We start from the raw sequence: 17,269 nt of genomic DNA, 5'->3' as shown, positions 1-17,269 counted from the left end.
TTTCATGATCTAACTTACAACCTTTGCAAGCGAATGGCTTATAATTCGCTGAGCCAGTTATAGTGTCTTATCAACAATGAATGCTTTAGAACGCCGTTCAACCTTTGCCTTAAGTAGCATTTTTGCCTTACGCATGTTGGGCTTGTTCATGATTATTCCTGTCTTTTCAGTGGCAGGACAATCCTATCAATATGCGACGCCAGCCTTAATTGGTCTTGCGGTCGGGGTATATGGCTTAACACAGGCAATTTTACAGATTCCATTTAGCTTACTGGCAGACCGTTTTAGTCGTAAGCCTCTGGTGGTGCTTGGACTGTTGCTGTTTGCAATCGGTGGGGCAATTGCAGGTTTATCGGACACCATTTATGGCGTGATTATTGGTCGTGCCATTGCAGGTGCAGGTGCAGTTTCAGCGGTGGTGATGGCATTACTGGCAGATGTCACACGAGAAGAACAACGTACCAAAGCCATGGCTGCTATGGGCATGAGTATTGGAATGTCTTTTGTGGTGGCTTTCAGTTTGGGGCCGTGGCTTACCAGTCTGGTTGGTATTTCTGGTCTATTCTTTGTGACCACGATTATGGGCTTGGCAGCCATAGCAATGCTATTGCTTGTACCTAAAGTCACGCGACACCATCGAAATTATCAGCAAGGTTATCTGAATCAGCTGAAACAAGTCATCCAGATGGGCGAGTTAAATCGTCTACATGTCTCTGTCTTTGCACTGCATTTATTGCTGACTGCGATGTTTATCTATGTGCCTTCACAGCTCATTGAATATGCAGGAATTCCATTGGCAAAGCATGGTTTAGTCTATTTGCCGCTCTTGGTGATCAGTCTGTTCTTTGCTTTTCCAAGCATTATCATTGCAGAAAAATATCGCAAGATGCGGGGGATTTTTCTCACTGCCATTGCAGGGATTATCGGTGGCTTACTGATCCTGATTTTTGGCTATGAATCAAAATACGTATTACTGGCTGGATTGGGTCTATTCTTTATTGCATTTAACGTGATGGAAGCATTATTGCCATCATGGTTGTCTAAGGCCGCGCCGATCCAGTCAAAAGCGACTGCGATGGGGGTGAATGCCAGTAGCCAGTTCCTCGGCGCTTTCTTTGGTGGTACCTTGGGCGGGCAACTTTTGATGATGCAGAATACTGCGCTCGGGTGGAGTGTGTTGACGGGGATTGCTATAATATGGCTGCTGATTAGTTTTGGATTGGCACAGCCAAGATATCTATCCTCAATTGTATTGCCTTTACCTCAGACGGTACAAACTGACGAATGGACTTCAAAACTTTTGGCAATTCGTGGTATTGAAGAAGTCGTGGTGATGCCTGAACAACAAGTTGCTTATATTAAAGTCGATAAACAGTGCATAGATGATGCTGGGCGACAAGATTTAACGCACTTGATTGGCAAAGAGGTAGCCATTTGATCATAACTCTTATAAAGTGAAACATATAAATATATAGGATGAAGACAGCTAATGCGTGGTGTGAATAAAGTTATTTTAGTAGGTACTTTAGGACGAGATCCAGAAACAAAAACCTTCCCGAATGGAGGTTCTCTCACTCAATTCTCGATCGCAACGAGTGAGTCGTGGATGGACAAAAGTACGGGTGAACGTAAAGAGCAAACGGAATGGCATCGTATCGTGTTGCATAACCGTTTAGGGGAAATTGCTCAACAATATCTACGTAAAGGCTCAAAAGTTTATATCGAAGGTTCATTGCGTACACGTCAATGGACAGACCAAAATGGTCAGGAACGTTATAGCACTGAAATCCGTGGCGACCAGATGCAAATGCTTGATACGCGTCAGCAAGGTGAGCAAAGCGGTGGCGATTTTAATCAACCACGCTTTAACAACAATAATAATCAAGGCGGCGGCTACCAAAACACGGGTTATAACAATAATAACAACCAGAATGGCGGCTTTAACGGCGGCAACCAAGGCAATTATGCGGGTAGCCCTCAAGCAGGGAATGGTTTTAATACACCAAAAGCAGCACCGCAACCAGCTGCAGCACCTGCGGACTTAGATGACGACTTACCGTTCTAAGCCCAAATCAGACGCTCAAAAGCGAGGATAACTTCGGTTATACCTCGCTTTTTTATTGGATAATTGCCAGCACCAGACATCCTTATAACCCGCTTCGTAGCATCCCTCTTGAGATGATTTCAATCATTTGATTCTAAAAACCAAATTAAATAGCACGCTTAAACATCCGATTTGAAAATGTGCAATGTTGATAGTAAATCCTGCAATTGGCCCTCTCTTTTATTATAAAAATGGCTCTCGTTTCTTTGCTGTCGAACCGACAAATTAAGTGTATTGGACGTATGCATACGGAAGCGTCGGTTTAGTCATATAAATATCCATGAATGGATGATGAACAAAACGACTAAATTTTTTGAGGGTATTTTTTATTTCAGAATGCACTGTTCTGAGGTGGGGATATTCTCCTTAGATTAAGGAAAATAATATGGCAGCACATCCAGACTGTTCTGAGGCCAATCGGCCGCAAGGTTTACAAAGTGGATTGAAGTCGCGCCATCTAACCATGATCTCCATTGCAGGTGTGATTGGTGGTGCCTTATTCGTTGGTTCGGGTAACGTTATTTACTCCGCGGGCCCAGCTGTTATTCTGGCTTATGCCTTAGGCGGGCTGCTGGTTCTGTTCATTATGCGCATGCTTGGTGAAATGGCAGTGCTGAATCCTGATAGTGGTTCATTCTCGACTTATGCGGATCGTGCCATCGGACGTTGGGCAGGTTTCTCAATTGGCTGGCTGTACTGGTGTTTCTGGACATTGTTGATGGGATGGGAAGCCTATGTGGCAGGGAAGATTCTGCATAGCTGGTTTCCTTTTATTCCGATCTGGGGCTACATGTTACTTGTGATTGTGTCCTTGATCTGGGTCAATCTAAAAGACGTCAAAAGCTATGGGGAATTTGAATTCTGGTTTGCCCTGATCAAGGTTGTTGCCATTATTATCTTTTTGGTGATTGGCAGTTTAGCCATTTTACATCTATGGCCGTGGGGTGAGATTGCACAGACGGCGAGTTCAGGAGGCTTATTTCAACAAGAATTTATGCCTAATGGTATCGCGCCAGTCATTACCGCTTTATTGGGTGTGATGTTTGCCTATGTCGGTGCTGAAATTGTCACGGTGGCTGCTGCGGAAGCCAAAAGTCCTGAAAAAGAAATTCGCAAAGCGTCGAATTCTGTGGTCTGGCGTATTTTATTATTCTATGTTGGATCAATGTTGATTACGGTCTGTTTGATTCCACATGACAACCCTTTATTAAAAGATCCGACGTGGGGAACGTATAGCGTTACCCTGACAGCACTTGGCATTCCTGAAGCACGTCATATTGTGAATTTCGTGGTGCTAACCTCTGTTTGTAGCTGCTTTAACTCGGCACTGTACACCTGTTCGCGTATGTTATTTTCATTGTCCAAACGTGGTGATGCACCAAAATGTCTGGCGGTGACCAATCGTCAGGGCAGTCCGTGGATTGGAGTGTTATTTTCCAGTTTGTTTGCTGTTGTTGCCGTCTATTTAACTGCTACAGAAAGTATGAATGTTTATGACGTACTGATGATGGCGACAGGCACGGTTGCTTTATATGTGTATTTGGCGATTGCTTGTTCCCAGTTGCGAATGCGTAAAAAATACGAACGTGAAGGCAAGCATATCGACTTTAAAATGTGGTTTTTCCCATGGATTACCTATGCCGTGATATTCATTATTATTGGATCACTGATAGTGATGCTGATTGAAGGGACTTATTTTAAGGAAGTGACCTATACTTCAATGCTGGCCTTAGCGATTGTATTGGTGGGGGTGCTAGTACAGAAATTGGATAAGGGGAAAGTCGGGAAAAATGCCCTGATACAGGAAAAACAATCGATCTAAACATGCATGAACGATAGTTTAAATCCATAGAGAATCTCATGATTGAGATTCTCTATTTTTTTATTTAAGACAATGTCGCCACACCTGTTTCGCGTAGACATTGTAATAACACACCAAAGGCCATCACCATGTCTTTTTCATTGACACAGGCAAAGCCCATCAACAGTCCACGCTGTGCATGAGCATGGGAGTGCATATAATATTGTGACAGTGCGCGCACCTTGACGCCACGTTCTAGGGCGGTGGCTGCAACGGCAACATCATCGCATTGGGCAGGAAGTTTGAGCACCAGATGCAAGCCTGCTGCTTCATCATATTCATGCAAAAATTCTGTCCCCAAATATCGATTAATCAGGCTGACCAAGTAATCACGTCGTTTGCCATAGAGCAAACGCATGCGACGGATATGTGCTTCATAATGGCCTTCACGAATAAATTCAGCGAGGGCTTTTTGCTCAAGCAGATGTCCACCCCGATATAATTCTGCCGCCACAATCCGTAAAGGTGAAAATAGCGGTTTAGGCACCACCACATAACCGATGCGTAATGAGGGATAAATGGTTTTACTAAAAGTGCCCATGTAAATCACAGGTGCATCATTTTCCAGACCTTGCAGGGAAGGATAAGGCTGTCCTGAGAAGCGGAATTCACTGTCATAATCATCTTCAACAATCCAGCTGTGATGCTGACGCGCGATCTGGATCAACTGTTTTCTTCTGTCTAGACTTAAATGCGAACCGAGCGGATATTGATGTGAGGGTGTCACAAAAATCAGTTTAGGTGGTTGTGCAGGCTGTTCCTCTGGAATAATTCCTTCGGCATCGACAGGCATGGGTTGAATATCCAGTCCATTGATCCTTAAGGTATTCCGCATGCCCCAATATGCAGGGTCTTCAATCCAGACACGATCCCCGATATCACTCAGCGCTCGTGAGACCAGATCAATCGCCTGATGGATGCCTTCGGTAATAATAATCTGGTCAGCATCGCAGTGGACTGAACGGGCAACACGTAAATAGTCTGCCAAGGCACTGCGCAGTTCAATACAACCACCCGCACTGCTATAAATCAGTCGGTTAATATCGGGTTCACGGCTGAGTCGAGCTTGAATACGGCTGAAAATATGATGTGGAAACTCTGTTACATCGGGCGCACCAGGGACAAAAGCCCCCCATTGATGCGGAGAGGCCGCGGCATAGCCCAATAAACTTGAACCTCGTTGTGACAACACAAACGAGGTTTGTTGCTGAGCAATCGGCGCTTGTTTTTTATTTGTCTTGGTATTTAAAAAGGCTTCGGGAAGATGTTCTGCCACCCAGGTGCCATGACCTGTACGTGCCTCAAGATAGCCTTCGGCCTGAAGTTGCTCATAGGCTGAAAGCACCGTATTACGGGAGACATGAATTTCACTGGCTAAATCACGTGAAGCGGGTAAACGCGTTTTGGGCTGGATTACACCTTCGATAATGGCCCCGCGTAAACAGCGAAATAAGCGCTGATGTAGTTTTCCTTCCATGTCCTGTTGGAGACGTTGTAATAAATGATCTCCAAGTAAACTACGCAATTGGCTCTCTCCTTCAATTTAAAAGTGGCTCTCGTCACTGGCCTTCATACGCGCGAAATTACAGGTATAGACAGTCCTTGTAAAACATCCTGAAAAAAACCGAGCTGGATGTCGGGCAACACTGTAATTGATGATGAAAATATGAGGGAATTAAATGAACGATCAACATTCTGCACTTAACACACGTAAACAGCAAGCAACACCGCGTGGTGTGGGCGTAATGTGCCAGTGGTATGCAGCAAAAGCAGAAAATGCAACAATTTGGGACAAGGATGGCAATGCGTTTATCGATTTTGCAGGTGGTATTGCGGTTCTAAATACAGGTCATCGTCATCCCAAGGTGATTGCCGCAGTGACTGAGCAACTCAGCAAGTTTACTCATACCGCTTATCAGGTGACCCCTTACGAAAGTTATGTGGCTTTGGCTGAACGGATTAATGAACGCGCACCGATTGCGGGTGCAGCCAAGTCTGCTTTCTTTACCACGGGTGCCGAAGCGGTTGAGAATGCCGTGAAAATTGCACGTTCATATACAGGCCGTCATGGCATTATTACTTTTGGTAATGGTTTCCACGGTCGTTCATTCATGACCATGGCAATGACAGGTAAAACAGCACCATACAAACGCGATTTTGGGGTGATGCCAGCAGGTGTGTTTCATGCCCGTTACCCTGTGCCAGCCAAAGGCATTAGCGTCGATGCAGCCATTGCCAGTGTTGAAGATATTTTCAGTGAAGACATTGCACCGCATGACGTGGCGGCGATTGTTCTAGAGCCAGTACAAGGTGAAGGCGGTTTCAATGTGGTGCCTGCCGAGTTTTTAAAGCGTTTACGTGCCTTATGTGACAAGCATGGTATTTTACTGGTGGCCGATGAAGTACAAACTGGTTTTGCACGTACAGGCAAACTGTTTGCCATGAATCATTTTGAAACCAAAGCCGATCTGATCACGATGGCGAAAAGCCTAGGTGGTGGTTTCCCAATTTCTGGTGTGGTTGGACGTGCCGAAGTCATGGATGCACCAAACCCAGGCGGTCTCGGTGGAACCTATGCAGGCAACCCGATTGCGGTTGCGGCAGCCCATGCCGTGATTGATGCGATTGAACAAGAAAAGCTGTGCGAACGTGCCAATGAACTGGGTGCTGAATTGGTTGCTGTACTTAAAAATATTCAGCCGGAATCGGGTGATGTGGTTACCGATATTCGTGCACTCGGATCGATGGTGGCGGTTGAGCTGGAAACAGCTGAGCAAGCAAAAGCTGTACAAAACTATGCAATGGAAAACGGTTTGTTACTCCTAACTTGCGGTAAATACGGTAACGTTATTCGTTTCCTATATCCATTAACGATTCCCGCTGAACAATTCCGTCAAGGTCTAGAAATCTTGAAACAAGGTTTTGTCGCATTGAATACAAATCGCGTAACAGCAATGGAGCAACCTGCATGATTCAAAACAATTTGCAGTATCTTTTAAAACACCCAGATATTGCATTTAATCAGCCTGCATCAAGTGATTATATTGAAGTTAATGATGCAGCAACTGGCGATACCTTGGCTTGGGTCAAAACCTATGACCGTGCGGCTGTGGACGCTGCGATTCAGCGTTCTGCTCAAGCACAGGCGGCATGGAAAAAGCAAACTGCGCTGTTCCGTGCGGATGTGTTGTTGGCGTGGTACAACCTGATGCTCGAGCATAAAGAAAATCTGGCGCAGATTTTAACGGCTGAACAAGGTAAACCACTGGCAGAAGCACGTGGTGAAATTACCTATGCAGCCTCCTTTATTCGCTGGTTTGCCGAGCAGGCACGCCGTATTGATGGTGAAGTGTTAACCTCAACCCAGCCCCATCAGCGCTTACTTGTGATTAAACAAGCGATTGGGGTAACGGCTGCAATTACGCCGTGGAATTTCCCAGCCGCGATGATTACCCGTAAGGCAGCACCTGCGATTGCTGCGGGCTGTACCATGCTGGTCAAACCTGCGGAACAGACGCCATTAACCGCGTATGCACTTGAAGTATTGGCTTTACAGGCAGGCTTACCTGCTGATGTGCTGATCAATATCAGTGGTGATGCAGTTGAGGTCGGCAAGACCTTATGTGAAAGCGATATTGTCCGTAAGCTCAGTTTTACAGGCTCAACGCAAGTGGGTCGTATCTTGATGCAACAATGTGCGCCAAGCATTAAAAAGCTCTCGCTTGAATTAGGTGGTAATGCACCTGTACTGGTGTTTGATGATGCCAATCTTGAACAGGCGGTGCAGGGCATTATGGCCAGCAAATACCGCAATAGCGGACAAACTTGCGTGTGTGCTAACCGTATTTATGTACAAGATGGCATTTACGATGCGTTGGCGGAACGTTTAGTTGAAGCCGTATCCAAACTGAAAGTTGGAGATGGGCGTCAGGATGGTTCAACCCAAGGGCCATTGATTGATGAAGATGCGATTGCTAAAGTCCAGTCTCATATTGCCGATGCGACTTCGAAAGGGGCGACGGTACGGATTGGTGGACAGCGTTCAGCTTTGGGTGGAACATTCTTTGAACCGACCGTGTTGACGGGCGTCACCCAAGACATGAAGGTGTCGAAAGAAGAAACCTTTGGTCCACTTGCTCCTTTATTCCGTTTTAAAACCGAAGATGAAGCGGTGGCAATGGCGAACGATACCGAGTTTGGTTTAGCGGCTTATCTATTTACCCAAAGTACAGCTCGTCAATGGCGAGTGGGTGAAGAACTGGAATATGGCATGGTTGGCATCAACACTGGAGCTATTTCAAATGAAGTTGCGCCATTTGGTGGTGTTAAACAGTCTGGCTTAGGCCGTGAAGGTTCAAAATTCGGCATAGAAGAATATGTCGAAATGAAATATCTCTGTGTAGATTTATCCGAATAAGACATAAAAAATTTTATGTCCTACACGGCAAAAGTTTGATAAAAAGCCAGTCATGCCCATTCATGACTGGCTTTTTTCGTATTTCATTATCATCTACATTTTAATTTGCTGGGACAGGGGCCGTGAAGAATCAAAAATATTTTGTTCCGATCGACTTATAAAGAATAGCCACTGTCAGTTTTTGCCAATTCACGTAGACCCGACATTAAGCTTTCAATCAGTTTTTCCACCACGAGACGTTGGCCCTTACGCGAGGCGTAGACCAATTGAACCGTACCACGATTGGATTTCCATTCTGGCAGTAAATGAATCAGTTTGCCTTTTTCAATGTCGGCTTGTACGGTCAGATAGGGCAGATCCGCGATTCCAAGCCCATCACTGACCACATAATAGACACCTGCCAGATCGTTACTTTTAACCCGCGGTTGATATGGCACATCCACCGTTTCATCACTGTCAACATGACATAAGTGCCAGTAATATTGATGCTTTTGGATGCCTAAGGCTACACTCGGATAATATTGTAAGTCTGAGTAATGCTCAATTGTATGACCTTGGAGTAACTCGGGCGCTGCCACTAAACAATGCTCAGTCCGGATCACATCGCGAACGATGAGGCTAGAATCCTGATTGGGTTCAAAACTGGTGCGAATCGCGATATCAATATCATCATGAAGAATATCAACACGACGGCTGGTCAGCTCTAAAGAAATCTCGACTTTAGGGTAGGTTTTGAGAAACTGATTCAGTAATTTCCGGATTTGAAAATGCATCATCAATTGAGGGCAACTGATCTTGACCAGTCCTTGTGGTTCATTTTTTTGTTTGAGCAAGATATTTTCAGCACATTCAACTTGTGCAATCACTTTGCAACATTCTTCATAAAATTCCTGTCCCAGCTCGGTCACTTTAAAGTGGCGCGTCGTTCGCTGGATCAGGCTGACATTAAATTTATTTTCCAGCTCAATGATACGACGGCTCAGCTTGGACTTACTGATATTTTCAGCTTCGCTGGCAGCACTAAAGCCGCCATGTTTGACCACCAGATAAAAATAATGAAAGTCGTCAAATGAGTTGATCAAGGCCAGTACGTTCCAATCAATATGAAAAGATTAGAATAGCATCAACTATTCTAATCTGATGTAGTGAAGCTTTATTTTTGAGCTGTATTCTGAGCGTAGCTGTTCATTAAATTACGATAGTCTGGAATATGATTAGAGAACAAGGCACCTAAACCTTCAATATCATTACGCCAGTCACGATGTAGTTCGCAGGCCATACCAAACCATGTCATCAGTTGCGCACCTGCCTGCGACATGCGGTCCCACGCGGCATCGCGGGTGAGTGCATTGAATGTTCCTGAAGCATCTGTAATCACAAAGACCTCAAAGCCTTCAGCCAAGGCCGAAAGAGCAGGGAAAGCGACACAAACCTCAGTGACAACGCCTGCGATAATCAACTGTTTTTTACCTGTGGCTTTGATCGCTTTGACAAAGTCTTCATTGTCCCATGCATTGATTTGTCCAGGGCGAGCAATATAAGGTGCATCTGGGAACATTTCTTTGAGTTCAGGCACCAACGGGCCATTAGGACCATTTTCAAAACTGGTGGTTAAAATGGTAGGTAAATTAAAATACTTTGCAGCATCTGCCAGCGCCAGTACATTATTTTTAAATTTATCTGGATCGATGTCCCGAACCAATGAAAGTAGGCCAGTTTGGTGATCCACTAACAGTACCGCAGCATTGTCTTTGTCTAAGCGAATATAGTCTTTAGTCATGGTTGTATCCTCAGATTGTTGTAAAAGTAGAATAAAAAGATCAGCTCTTTTTGTGATGTGCTGAAATAATCCTAGTCAAATTTTGCCAGTCGAAAAAGTTCAAAAAATGAGATAAACCATATCAAAAATAGGATGATTATTTTGATTGTGAACTGATATCTATTTTTATAAGAAAATTGTCCTATATATAGAATAATGTGTTGCGAATCCGATGCTATAAGCAGCGATTGTTGAGGCGTAAAATGAATCTCAACAGCAGTGTTTTTACACTATAGGAGAAACCAAATGAAGAAAATTCTTGGTGTGTATCAGAACAAACACATGCACTGGGTTGGTGATGGTTTCCCAGTATATAACCTGTTCTCATATGACCGTTTAGGCCAAAGCCTCAGTCCATTTTTGTTATTGGATTATGCTGCGCCTTATCGCTTTGACCCAACCACGGCCAAGCATGGTGTAGGTTCACATCCACATCGTGGTTTTGAAACGGTCACTATCGCTTATCAAGGTGAAGTGACTCATAAAGACTCAAGCGGCGGTGGTGGAACCATCAAAGCTGGAGATGTGCAATGGATGACCGCAGGTGGCGGGATTCTGCATCAGGAATTTCATTCACCTGAATTTGCACATCAAGGTGGCCTATTTGAAATGGTACAGCTTTGGGTCAATTTGCCTGCACATTCAAAAATGACACCCGCAAAGTATCAGGCAATTGAAGCTGATCAAATCCAGCACATTGCATTGGATGATGCAGGCAGTGAAATGCGTGTGATCGCTGGTCAATATCAGGATATTGAAGGGGCTGCGACGACCTTTAGCCCAGTCAATGTTTGGGATGGTACGCTGGTGAAAGATCAGGAACATAGCTTTTATGTGACTGAAGGGCATACCACCTTACTGGTTCTGCTCTCTGGTCAGTTGACTTTAAATGGTAATCAAAGCATTGAAGCGCCAAGTTTGGTGGTACTCAGTCGAGAGGAAATTGACTTCAGTCTCAAGGCTGAACAAGACAGTAAATTCTTGATCCTGACTGGCCAGCCACTGAATGAACCGATTGAAGGGTATGGACCTTTTGTCATGAATAGCCAAGCGGAAATTGTAGAAGCCGTTCGTGATTTTAATAGTGGTAAATTTGGTCAAATGGAAGCTTGATTGCTTAATTAAATCAATGTGTTATATAAGAAGGCCGATCACGCTTTGAAGCGTGATCGGCCTTCGTTGTAAGGGTCCTCTATTGATTTTTTTAATTTATTGTCACTTATAGTTATTCAGCTTATTATGTGACTTCGTTCTCGTTCTTATACAAAAAGAATAGCGCTAAATTTGAGCGTTGCAAAGCCCCTAAAGCACTGAAAATGAAAAAATAAAGAATGTTCTGTATATTTTTGTGGCCTAAAAGGTAATATTTTGAATCTTTTCATTGGGTTAAGTTAAAAAGTAGAATTGTGATAAAATGTAACAATAAATGAACAATAAAATTCAACAAAACACGGGCTGAAATGCTGAATCTGGTATTTTTTAATACCGTGTTTAGGCGAACTATCAGTCATAATCAAGAAAAATCATCAACTGATGGGACATAATTTTGGATATTGCAATTATCGGCAGTGGAATGGCAGGACTTGCCTCAGCCAGAATCCTACATGATGCAGGACATAAAGTAACGATATTCGAAGCCCTCGCAGGTCGAGGCATGGATAGTCATAGTATTGACTTTGATGGTGGCATCATTGATGCACCTTTGCGTGTCATGAATCCAAAGCTGTGGCAAAACACGCTCAGTCTGGCCAGTTATTTAGGGATTGAAACTTTCCCTGTACGCACATTTATGGCTTGCAGTTGGCTGTTTGAAGATAGAACAGATACCTGGCTGACGACTTCACGTAGCCGGATTGGTAATTTCCCGATTATTAATAACCGCAAAGGCATTCAGCAATATGGCTGGCGTCTGGTTAAGGGCATGTTGCAACTTAAAACTGCCGTGCATCAATTCTTTAAATCAGACAATCAGGACATCACTTTAGCCGAATTCATGAATCAATATCATATTGAGGAAGTGTTCTGGCATGGTACGGTCATGCCTGTGCTATATACGATTTGTACCTGCCATCCAAAGACCATTGGTGAATGGCCTGCGAAACCGTTATTGGAATTTATTCGTCAATTGACCGAAGGCGAAGCCCTATTGCGTATGAAAGGCGGTACTCCAGCGCTGGTGAGTCGCCTGATTGATGGTATTGAAATCCATAGCGGTTCTCCTGTGAAGAAAGTGGAAGAACAGGGCGATAAAGTACTGGTTGAAAATGATCAGGGTGAGCATCAGTTATTTGATCGTGTGGTCATTGCTACTCCAACGCCAGCGATTGAAGGATTCCTGAAACAGCCGCAGTTTGCTGAAGATATTGCCTTACTGAAAAAATTCCGTTTTGAAGAAGGTGATCTGGTGATTCATACCGATCCGATCGTGATGCCGCAACGTCGTAAGGACTGGGCTGTACTCAGCTATATGATGGATCGTAAATTTACCCGTCAACAGTTTACCGTGTGGATTAACTCGATTGAGCCAAGCTTGGTGGGTAAAAATGCGGTGTTCCAGACTTGGTGTCCAGTGATTGATATTGATCCGAAAAAAATTATTTCCAAGGTGAAATTGACCCGTGCCGTGGTGGATTCAGAAACAGTTGCATTGAACAAGCAAATTCAGCAACGTCATTTAGACCAGAATCGTAAAGTCTTTTATTGTGGTTCATGGTCATGTGATGGTTTGCCAATTTTAGAATCAGCGGTGACCTCAGCGATGCACATTTCTGAAATTTTGGGTGCGCCGTTACCATTTGTTGGGCTAAAACCAAAAGTGAAGGTCGCACCAGAACTCGGTTATTAATATGACCTCCCTCAAGCAGGCACTGATTGAAAAAGTCATCGGGCATAAATATGCCATTGATGCACAGCATCTCGGAGATGACTCAGCGCTTGCTTGGAGCAATTTAGGATATTGGCAAGGACAGCATCATGACTATCCGCTGGCTTGCCAAAGTCTGGCTGATCAGATCGCTACTTCCCTACAACTCAAATCAACAGATCGTGTTTTAGATCTTGGCTGTGGACAAGGTGCAAGCCTATTGCACTGGCGCCAGCATTATCAAATTCAGCAACTCAGCGCGGTTGAACTTCAGCCTCATTGTGTCAAACACATTCAAGAATACTTACCTGAAATTCAAATTCATTGTGAAAATTTTTTGAATTTAAAAGCCCTGCAACTTTTAAATTCATTTGATGCCGTGCTGTGTATAGATGCGGCTTACCACAGCGATTTGAATTCATTTCTTAATTCAGTTTCCCCAGTTTTAAATTCAAAAGGCCGAATCGCTTTTCATACACTGATGTGGTCAGAGAATTGGCAGAATTGCACTTATCTACAAAAACAGAAATATCATTACTTATTAAAAAGTGCAGATGTGAATTGGCAAAATTTAATGGGCCAGCAGCAGCTTGAACAGACTTTAGAACAATATGGTTTTGATGCGATAGAAATTCAGGATTTTTCTGAACCAGTATTGAATGGTTTTGCTGAATATATTGCGTCGCGAAAAGCTGAAAAGCACAGTTTTAATTTTGCCCAGTTTAAAATCGAAATGACTGCCAAGTTGTGCCGAAAACTCTACCAAGATGGATGGGTGCGTTATATTCAAGTCAGTGCAGTAAAAAAGTGAGAAGAATATGCCAAATCAATATAAAGGTTCATGTCTCTGTGGTGCAGTGAGCTATCAGGCAGAGGTTGCGCCGCGTTATCGTTTTAATTGTCATTGTCGTGACTGTCAGAAGGCCACTGGTAGTGCCTATGCCCCGATTGCCTTCTTTCATCAATCTGAATTGAAAATTGAAGGTGAACTCAAATATTTTGAATCTTTTGGGTTATCGGGTAAGCCGATCCGCCGTGCTTTTTGTCCGAACTGTGGTTCGCAAATGTTTGGTTTGCCAGAACTGGTACCTGAGATGATTTCAATACGTGCAGGAACACTGGATGATCCAAATTTGTATCAACCGCAAGCAGAATGTTTTGTGAGTCATGCAAATGAATGGGATCTGTTAAATCCGAATATTTCGCATTTTGAGAAAATGATGGGGAAGAAAAGAGAATAAAGAGAGAAATGGTGCCGGCACACGGATTCGAACTGTGGACCTACTAATTACAAGTACGAAAAAATACCTATGTATTTGTAAATAAAAACAATGGATTGGGCTTATGGATTGATAAGAAATTCAATAGAATCAATGAGACCGTGATATTCTTGCTAAGGTATTGAAAGTTAAGAGAGTAGATGAATAGGGACCAAAACTTCCTGAAAAATGATGAATGCTAAGTTTAAGAAAAATAACAAGCATACTGATTGATAGACCATCACTAGACCACATCTTTTAGGGTATACAATTAATGGACCGTAACCAGAAAATTGAAGAAAACTAGTACTTTTCATGAAGTACCGCAGTGGACCTTCAGTAGAATAGAGTGCTTCAGAAATGAATGAGACAGTACCGTGTCTTGCTGGGCGTGACTGTTTGACATAGGAATATTCTGATCACGACTATACCAGTGGATAAAGGTGCAGAAACCTAACAAAAAAATTCAACAAACAGAAAAAGCTTAAATTTTCCCCAACAGTCCTACATCATCTTTTTGCTACAGCTAACAGCGCTGCTTGTGCACTGCCAAAATAGCCTAGCAAGTTGCTTAGATGTAGGAAAAAGGTTAGTGCTATTAAGTTAAATAATCTGACATATACCGTAGTCAAAATCAGTCAACAGCTTCCATTAGAAAAAATATTGTATAACGTAAATTACATCTCTAAATAAATTGAACGACAAAATGTGTCGCTTGTGTCTGATTTTAGCTATTACCACAACATATAGTATTTGCTATAATTGTGAGGAGTTGAATTTTCATACCAGAATAAAAAGAATTTCAGATACCCTTTGGAAAACTATATAAATTGCGTTGTGTGCATTATTTTGGGGTGTTTTGGTACTTTCTGGTGTGTTTTGATGTTTACCTATAAAAATCGCATAGAACGCAATACAGTGTAAATAGTGACTTATTATGTTTGACTTAATTTGAAGAGTTATATATCATTAAAAAATGTAAGGTTTATCTTTTAAAAGACGAGAAAAAGCCGTAACTATAAAAGTTACAGCTTATTAAGCAGCTTAGATTAACCAAGCAAAAGTAAGTTTGGTGGATAAAAGTAGTCAACAGGTAAAGCAAAATTGCCGTTTTGCTAACCGACTTCTTAAATCTGGGTTACTATTTTACATGTGTTCGTTTTTTTGCACAATAAAAAAAGTGTAACTGACGTTCAATGGAGCTTTAGTTTTCCAATTTGTGAAGTGATTACATCCACTGTTTTTCAGAATCTGTCTAACATTGGAGTTCTATTTCATGACAGAAATTCTTTCAGAAGATGAGTTGAATGCTTTAAGAAAAGATATCATTTTTAAAATTAAAGAGTTAAAGCGAAGAGGAGCACTGTGCGGCAGTATAAATGCTCTTTTTCAACAAATAGGGTTTGATAATTCAAATACTTATAAATATTTAATTTTAAAAATTGAGAACTTAGATTCGGGTGATGTGCAAAAGCAATTGCAGGCGGCTCTAACAGTCGTAAATCAAGAGCTATTGAAACATGTTAAATTTCATAACAAAAGAGTTTATTTCTATACTCTTTCTACTTCAAAGTTAGAGCAATTATTTAATTTATTAAAAAATAATACCGACTTATACGAGGAGGGTGAAAAAGAATACATAGATTATAGTCTATATAAGGGTGATAAACCAGAAAAAGGCTTAATCATTGATAATGATGATTTTAAAATAATTTATTTAAAATCTCAAAGAAACCGACAAGAGTCACAAAGAATAGATGACAAGATTCCTAGAGTTATGGATGATGAGGATGAAGTAATTATAAGGCTTACAAAAGTTGTTCAATATCCAATGAATGCATTTGATTTTGTGGCTTTTGACTTCAAAAATGAGAGCTTAATTTTAGGCGCAGATTTAACATCTATTTTTCCAAATGCAGAAACAGAAAAAGCTATGGGGACAACGTTGACCACTCTACGTAAATTATGTGGGATGGCCGAAATTCCTTCGAAGGATCTTCGTAATTGTATCGAAAACTTTGAAAAAGAAGAGCTTGGGGATGTCCTAGATCATGCTTTTATTACAGCTGATGGTGGTTATAATCATGCAGGAAAGAGCCTTACTAAAGGGCAAGATGTGCGGAAAGATGGCTTTCATCAAGATGGAATTAAAGGTAAAGATGCTGATTATTATGGGATTGTCAAAGCTTATGATCCTATAAACGGGGAAAAAGACGAAAAAGTAATTATTACTATTCGTTTAACATATAAAGAATACAAGAGTGAAAACGAGTTACCGATTCGTTTTGCTGTACTTAATGGCATAAGAACTTTGAATGGGCTTAAGTATGCTATCAATAAAGTACTAGAGCATAATCATAACTAGGTGTGATTATTTTTTCTCTGTCAAAGGTGGAGTAGGTAACTCATAACTACACCACCTTTAAGATGCTAAAGACTATTCCAGTTTGGTAATAAAATACAAATAAATAAGTTTAATCTCATATCAAATATTTATTTTGATCAATTGGAAGCTAATATGACGTATCAAGATATCTTAAATATTTTAAGAAAAGGTGATTCTTTTGACTGGTTGTACTTCGATAATTTAGGAATATATACGTATAAAAATGATGTCAATTTAAGAATTGTCCGTAGTCGTGATGAACGAAATACACCATTTAATGAACCATGGGCTGTAGGTCATCCAGACCGAAATGCGACAAGAGTCTTTTTTACAGTCTATTACGGTCAATCTCCTGTATATGACAAAATGTTAGTTGATGTTGATGGGTATCGCGCGACTTTACCTCTTCCTGATTTGACTACAATGCAAGTGCCATTCTTTGAGTATCAGTTTGCATCAATAATCAATGGTAGTCATGGTAATCGATTAGATGAATATTTAAGAAGATCTGGTTTAACTATCAGAGAAGAATAGGCTTTCTGGTAAATATAAGAAAAGTC

General features: G+C 42.0%; 14 protein-coding genes. 11 read left to right on the top strand and 3 right to left on the bottom strand.

The genetic code is table 11. From position 1 onward, the window contains the following. Window positions 1–76 precede the first annotated feature (76 nt). The 3 genes from IEV36_RS08145 (at window position 77) to IEV36_RS08135 (ending at window position 3,926) form a co-directional block, all read left to right on the top strand. Window positions 77–1,438 carry an MFS transporter gene (locus IEV36_RS08145; RefSeq protein ID WP_005260109.1) on the top strand — a complete coding sequence of 454 codons (1,362 nt, stop codon included), beginning with the start codon at window positions 77–79 and terminating at the stop codon, window positions 1,436–1,438. A 51-nt stretch (window positions 1,439–1,489) separates the two neighbouring features. Next, window positions 1,490–2,065, top strand: a complete 576-nt coding sequence (gene ssb / locus IEV36_RS08140) for a single-stranded DNA-binding protein (protein ID WP_004776192.1) — start codon at window positions 1,490–1,492, stop codon at window positions 2,063–2,065. 424 nt (window positions 2,066–2,489) lie between these two features. Then, window positions 2,490–3,926: an amino acid permease gene (locus IEV36_RS08135; protein ID WP_005260108.1), complete on the top strand. Its 1,437-nt coding sequence runs from the start codon at window positions 2,490–2,492 to the stop codon at window positions 3,924–3,926. A 64-nt stretch (window positions 3,927–3,990) separates the two neighbouring features. Here IEV36_RS08135 and pdxR read toward each other — a convergent pair whose 3' ends face one another. Beyond that, complete coding sequence (gene pdxR, locus IEV36_RS08130) at window positions 3,991–5,490, bottom strand: MocR-like pyridoxine biosynthesis transcription factor PdxR (protein ID WP_005260107.1); 1,500 nt, start codon at window positions 5,488–5,490, stop codon at window positions 3,991–3,993. Between the two features lie 154 nt (window positions 5,491–5,644). Here pdxR and gabT point away from each other — a divergent pair, with 154 nt between their 5' ends. Both gabT and IEV36_RS08120 read left to right on the top strand, forming a co-directional pair. Beyond that, window positions 5,645–6,937 carry a 4-aminobutyrate--2-oxoglutarate transaminase gene (gene gabT / locus IEV36_RS08125; protein WP_005260106.1) on the top strand — a complete coding sequence of 431 codons (1,293 nt, stop codon included), beginning with the start codon at window positions 5,645–5,647 and terminating at the stop codon, window positions 6,935–6,937. After that, on the top strand, window positions 6,934–8,382 hold the full coding sequence (locus IEV36_RS08120) for an NAD-dependent succinate-semialdehyde dehydrogenase (RefSeq protein WP_005260105.1): 1,449 nt from the start codon (window positions 6,934–6,936) through the stop codon (window positions 8,380–8,382). Before gabT ends, IEV36_RS08120 begins: the two co-directional genes overlap by 4 nt. Window positions 8,383–8,537: 155 nt before the next feature. On the opposite strand, the gene IEV36_RS08115 is transcribed toward IEV36_RS08120, so the two are convergent. Beyond that, window positions 8,538–9,464, bottom strand: coding sequence for a LysR substrate-binding domain-containing protein (locus tag IEV36_RS08115; protein WP_005260104.1), 927 nt, complete (start codon window positions 9,462–9,464; stop codon window positions 8,538–8,540). A gap of 71 nt (window positions 9,465–9,535) precedes the next feature. Beyond that, window positions 9,536–10,162, bottom strand: coding sequence for an isochorismate family cysteine hydrolase YcaC (gene ycaC / locus IEV36_RS08110; protein ID WP_004776184.1), 627 nt, complete (start codon window positions 10,160–10,162; stop codon window positions 9,536–9,538). 285 nt (window positions 10,163–10,447) lie between these two features. On the opposite strand from ycaC, the gene IEV36_RS08105 reads away from it, so the two are divergent. The 6 genes from IEV36_RS08105 to IEV36_RS08080 all read left to right on the top strand — a co-directional run bounded on the left by IEV36_RS08105 (window position 10,448) and on the right by IEV36_RS08080 (window position 17,243). Further along, complete coding sequence (locus IEV36_RS08105; protein WP_005260103.1) at window positions 10,448–11,314, top strand: pirin family protein; 867 nt, start codon at window positions 10,448–10,450, stop codon at window positions 11,312–11,314. Window positions 11,315–11,747: 433 nt separating this feature from the next. Next, window positions 11,748–13,046: an FAD-dependent oxidoreductase gene (locus tag IEV36_RS08100; protein WP_004776180.1), complete on the top strand. Its 1,299-nt coding sequence runs from the start codon at window positions 11,748–11,750 to the stop codon at window positions 13,044–13,046. A 1-nt stretch (window position 13,047) separates the two neighbouring features. Next, window positions 13,048–13,875, top strand: coding sequence for an SAM-dependent methyltransferase (locus IEV36_RS08095; protein WP_005260095.1), 828 nt, complete (start codon window positions 13,048–13,050; stop codon window positions 13,873–13,875). A 7-nt stretch (window positions 13,876–13,882) separates the two neighbouring features. After that, window positions 13,883–14,305, top strand: a complete 423-nt coding sequence (locus IEV36_RS08090; protein ID WP_005260089.1) for a GFA family protein — start codon at window positions 13,883–13,885, stop codon at window positions 14,303–14,305. A 1,294-nt stretch (window positions 14,306–15,599) separates the two neighbouring features. Then, window positions 15,600–16,688 (top strand): hypothetical protein, encoded by a 1,089-nt coding sequence (locus IEV36_RS08085; RefSeq protein ID WP_005260088.1) that lies wholly within the window; start codon window positions 15,600–15,602, stop codon window positions 16,686–16,688. Window positions 16,689–16,841: 153 nt separating this feature from the next. Then, complete coding sequence (locus IEV36_RS08080) at window positions 16,842–17,243, top strand: hypothetical protein (protein WP_005260087.1); 402 nt, start codon at window positions 16,842–16,844, stop codon at window positions 17,241–17,243. The last annotated feature ends 26 nt before the right edge of the window (window positions 17,244–17,269 follow it).

It is taken from the genome of Acinetobacter vivianii (assembly GCF_014635885.1).
GTDB classification, from domain to species: Bacteria; Pseudomonadota; Gammaproteobacteria; order Pseudomonadales; family Moraxellaceae; genus Acinetobacter; species Acinetobacter vivianii.
This window is presented reverse-complemented; position numbering and strand designations above follow the sequence as displayed.

Bases quoted from the DNA above. Each gene is read 5' to 3' on its own strand.
- gabT (WP_005260106.1), top strand. From the start codon at position 5,645: ATGAACGATCAACATTCTGCACTTAACACACGTAAACAGCAAGCAACA.
- IEV36_RS08090 (WP_005260089.1), top strand. From the start codon at position 13,883: ATGCCAAATCAATATAAAGGTTCATGTCTCTGTGGTGCAGTGAGCTAT.
- ssb (WP_004776192.1), top strand. From the start codon at position 1,490: ATGCGTGGTGTGAATAAAGTTATTTTAGTAGGTACTTTAGGACGAGAT.
- IEV36_RS08135 (WP_005260108.1), top strand. From the start codon at position 2,490: ATGGCAGCACATCCAGACTGTTCTGAGGCCAATCGGCCGCAAGGTTTA.
- IEV36_RS08095 (WP_005260095.1), top strand. From the start codon at position 13,048: ATGACCTCCCTCAAGCAGGCACTGATTGAAAAAGTCATCGGGCATAAA.
- ycaC (WP_004776184.1), bottom strand. From the start codon at position 10,162: ATGACTAAAGACTATATTCGCTTAGACAAAGACAATGCTGCGGTACTG.
- IEV36_RS08085 (WP_005260088.1), top strand. From the start codon at position 15,600: ATGACAGAAATTCTTTCAGAAGATGAGTTGAATGCTTTAAGAAAAGAT.
- IEV36_RS08120 (WP_005260105.1), top strand. From the start codon at position 6,934: ATGATTCAAAACAATTTGCAGTATCTTTTAAAACACCCAGATATTGCA.
- IEV36_RS08145 (WP_005260109.1), top strand. From the start codon at position 77: ATGAATGCTTTAGAACGCCGTTCAACCTTTGCCTTAAGTAGCATTTTT.
- IEV36_RS08105 (WP_005260103.1), top strand. From the start codon at position 10,448: ATGAAGAAAATTCTTGGTGTGTATCAGAACAAACACATGCACTGGGTT.
- IEV36_RS08080 (WP_005260087.1), top strand. From the start codon at position 16,842: ATGACGTATCAAGATATCTTAAATATTTTAAGAAAAGGTGATTCTTTT.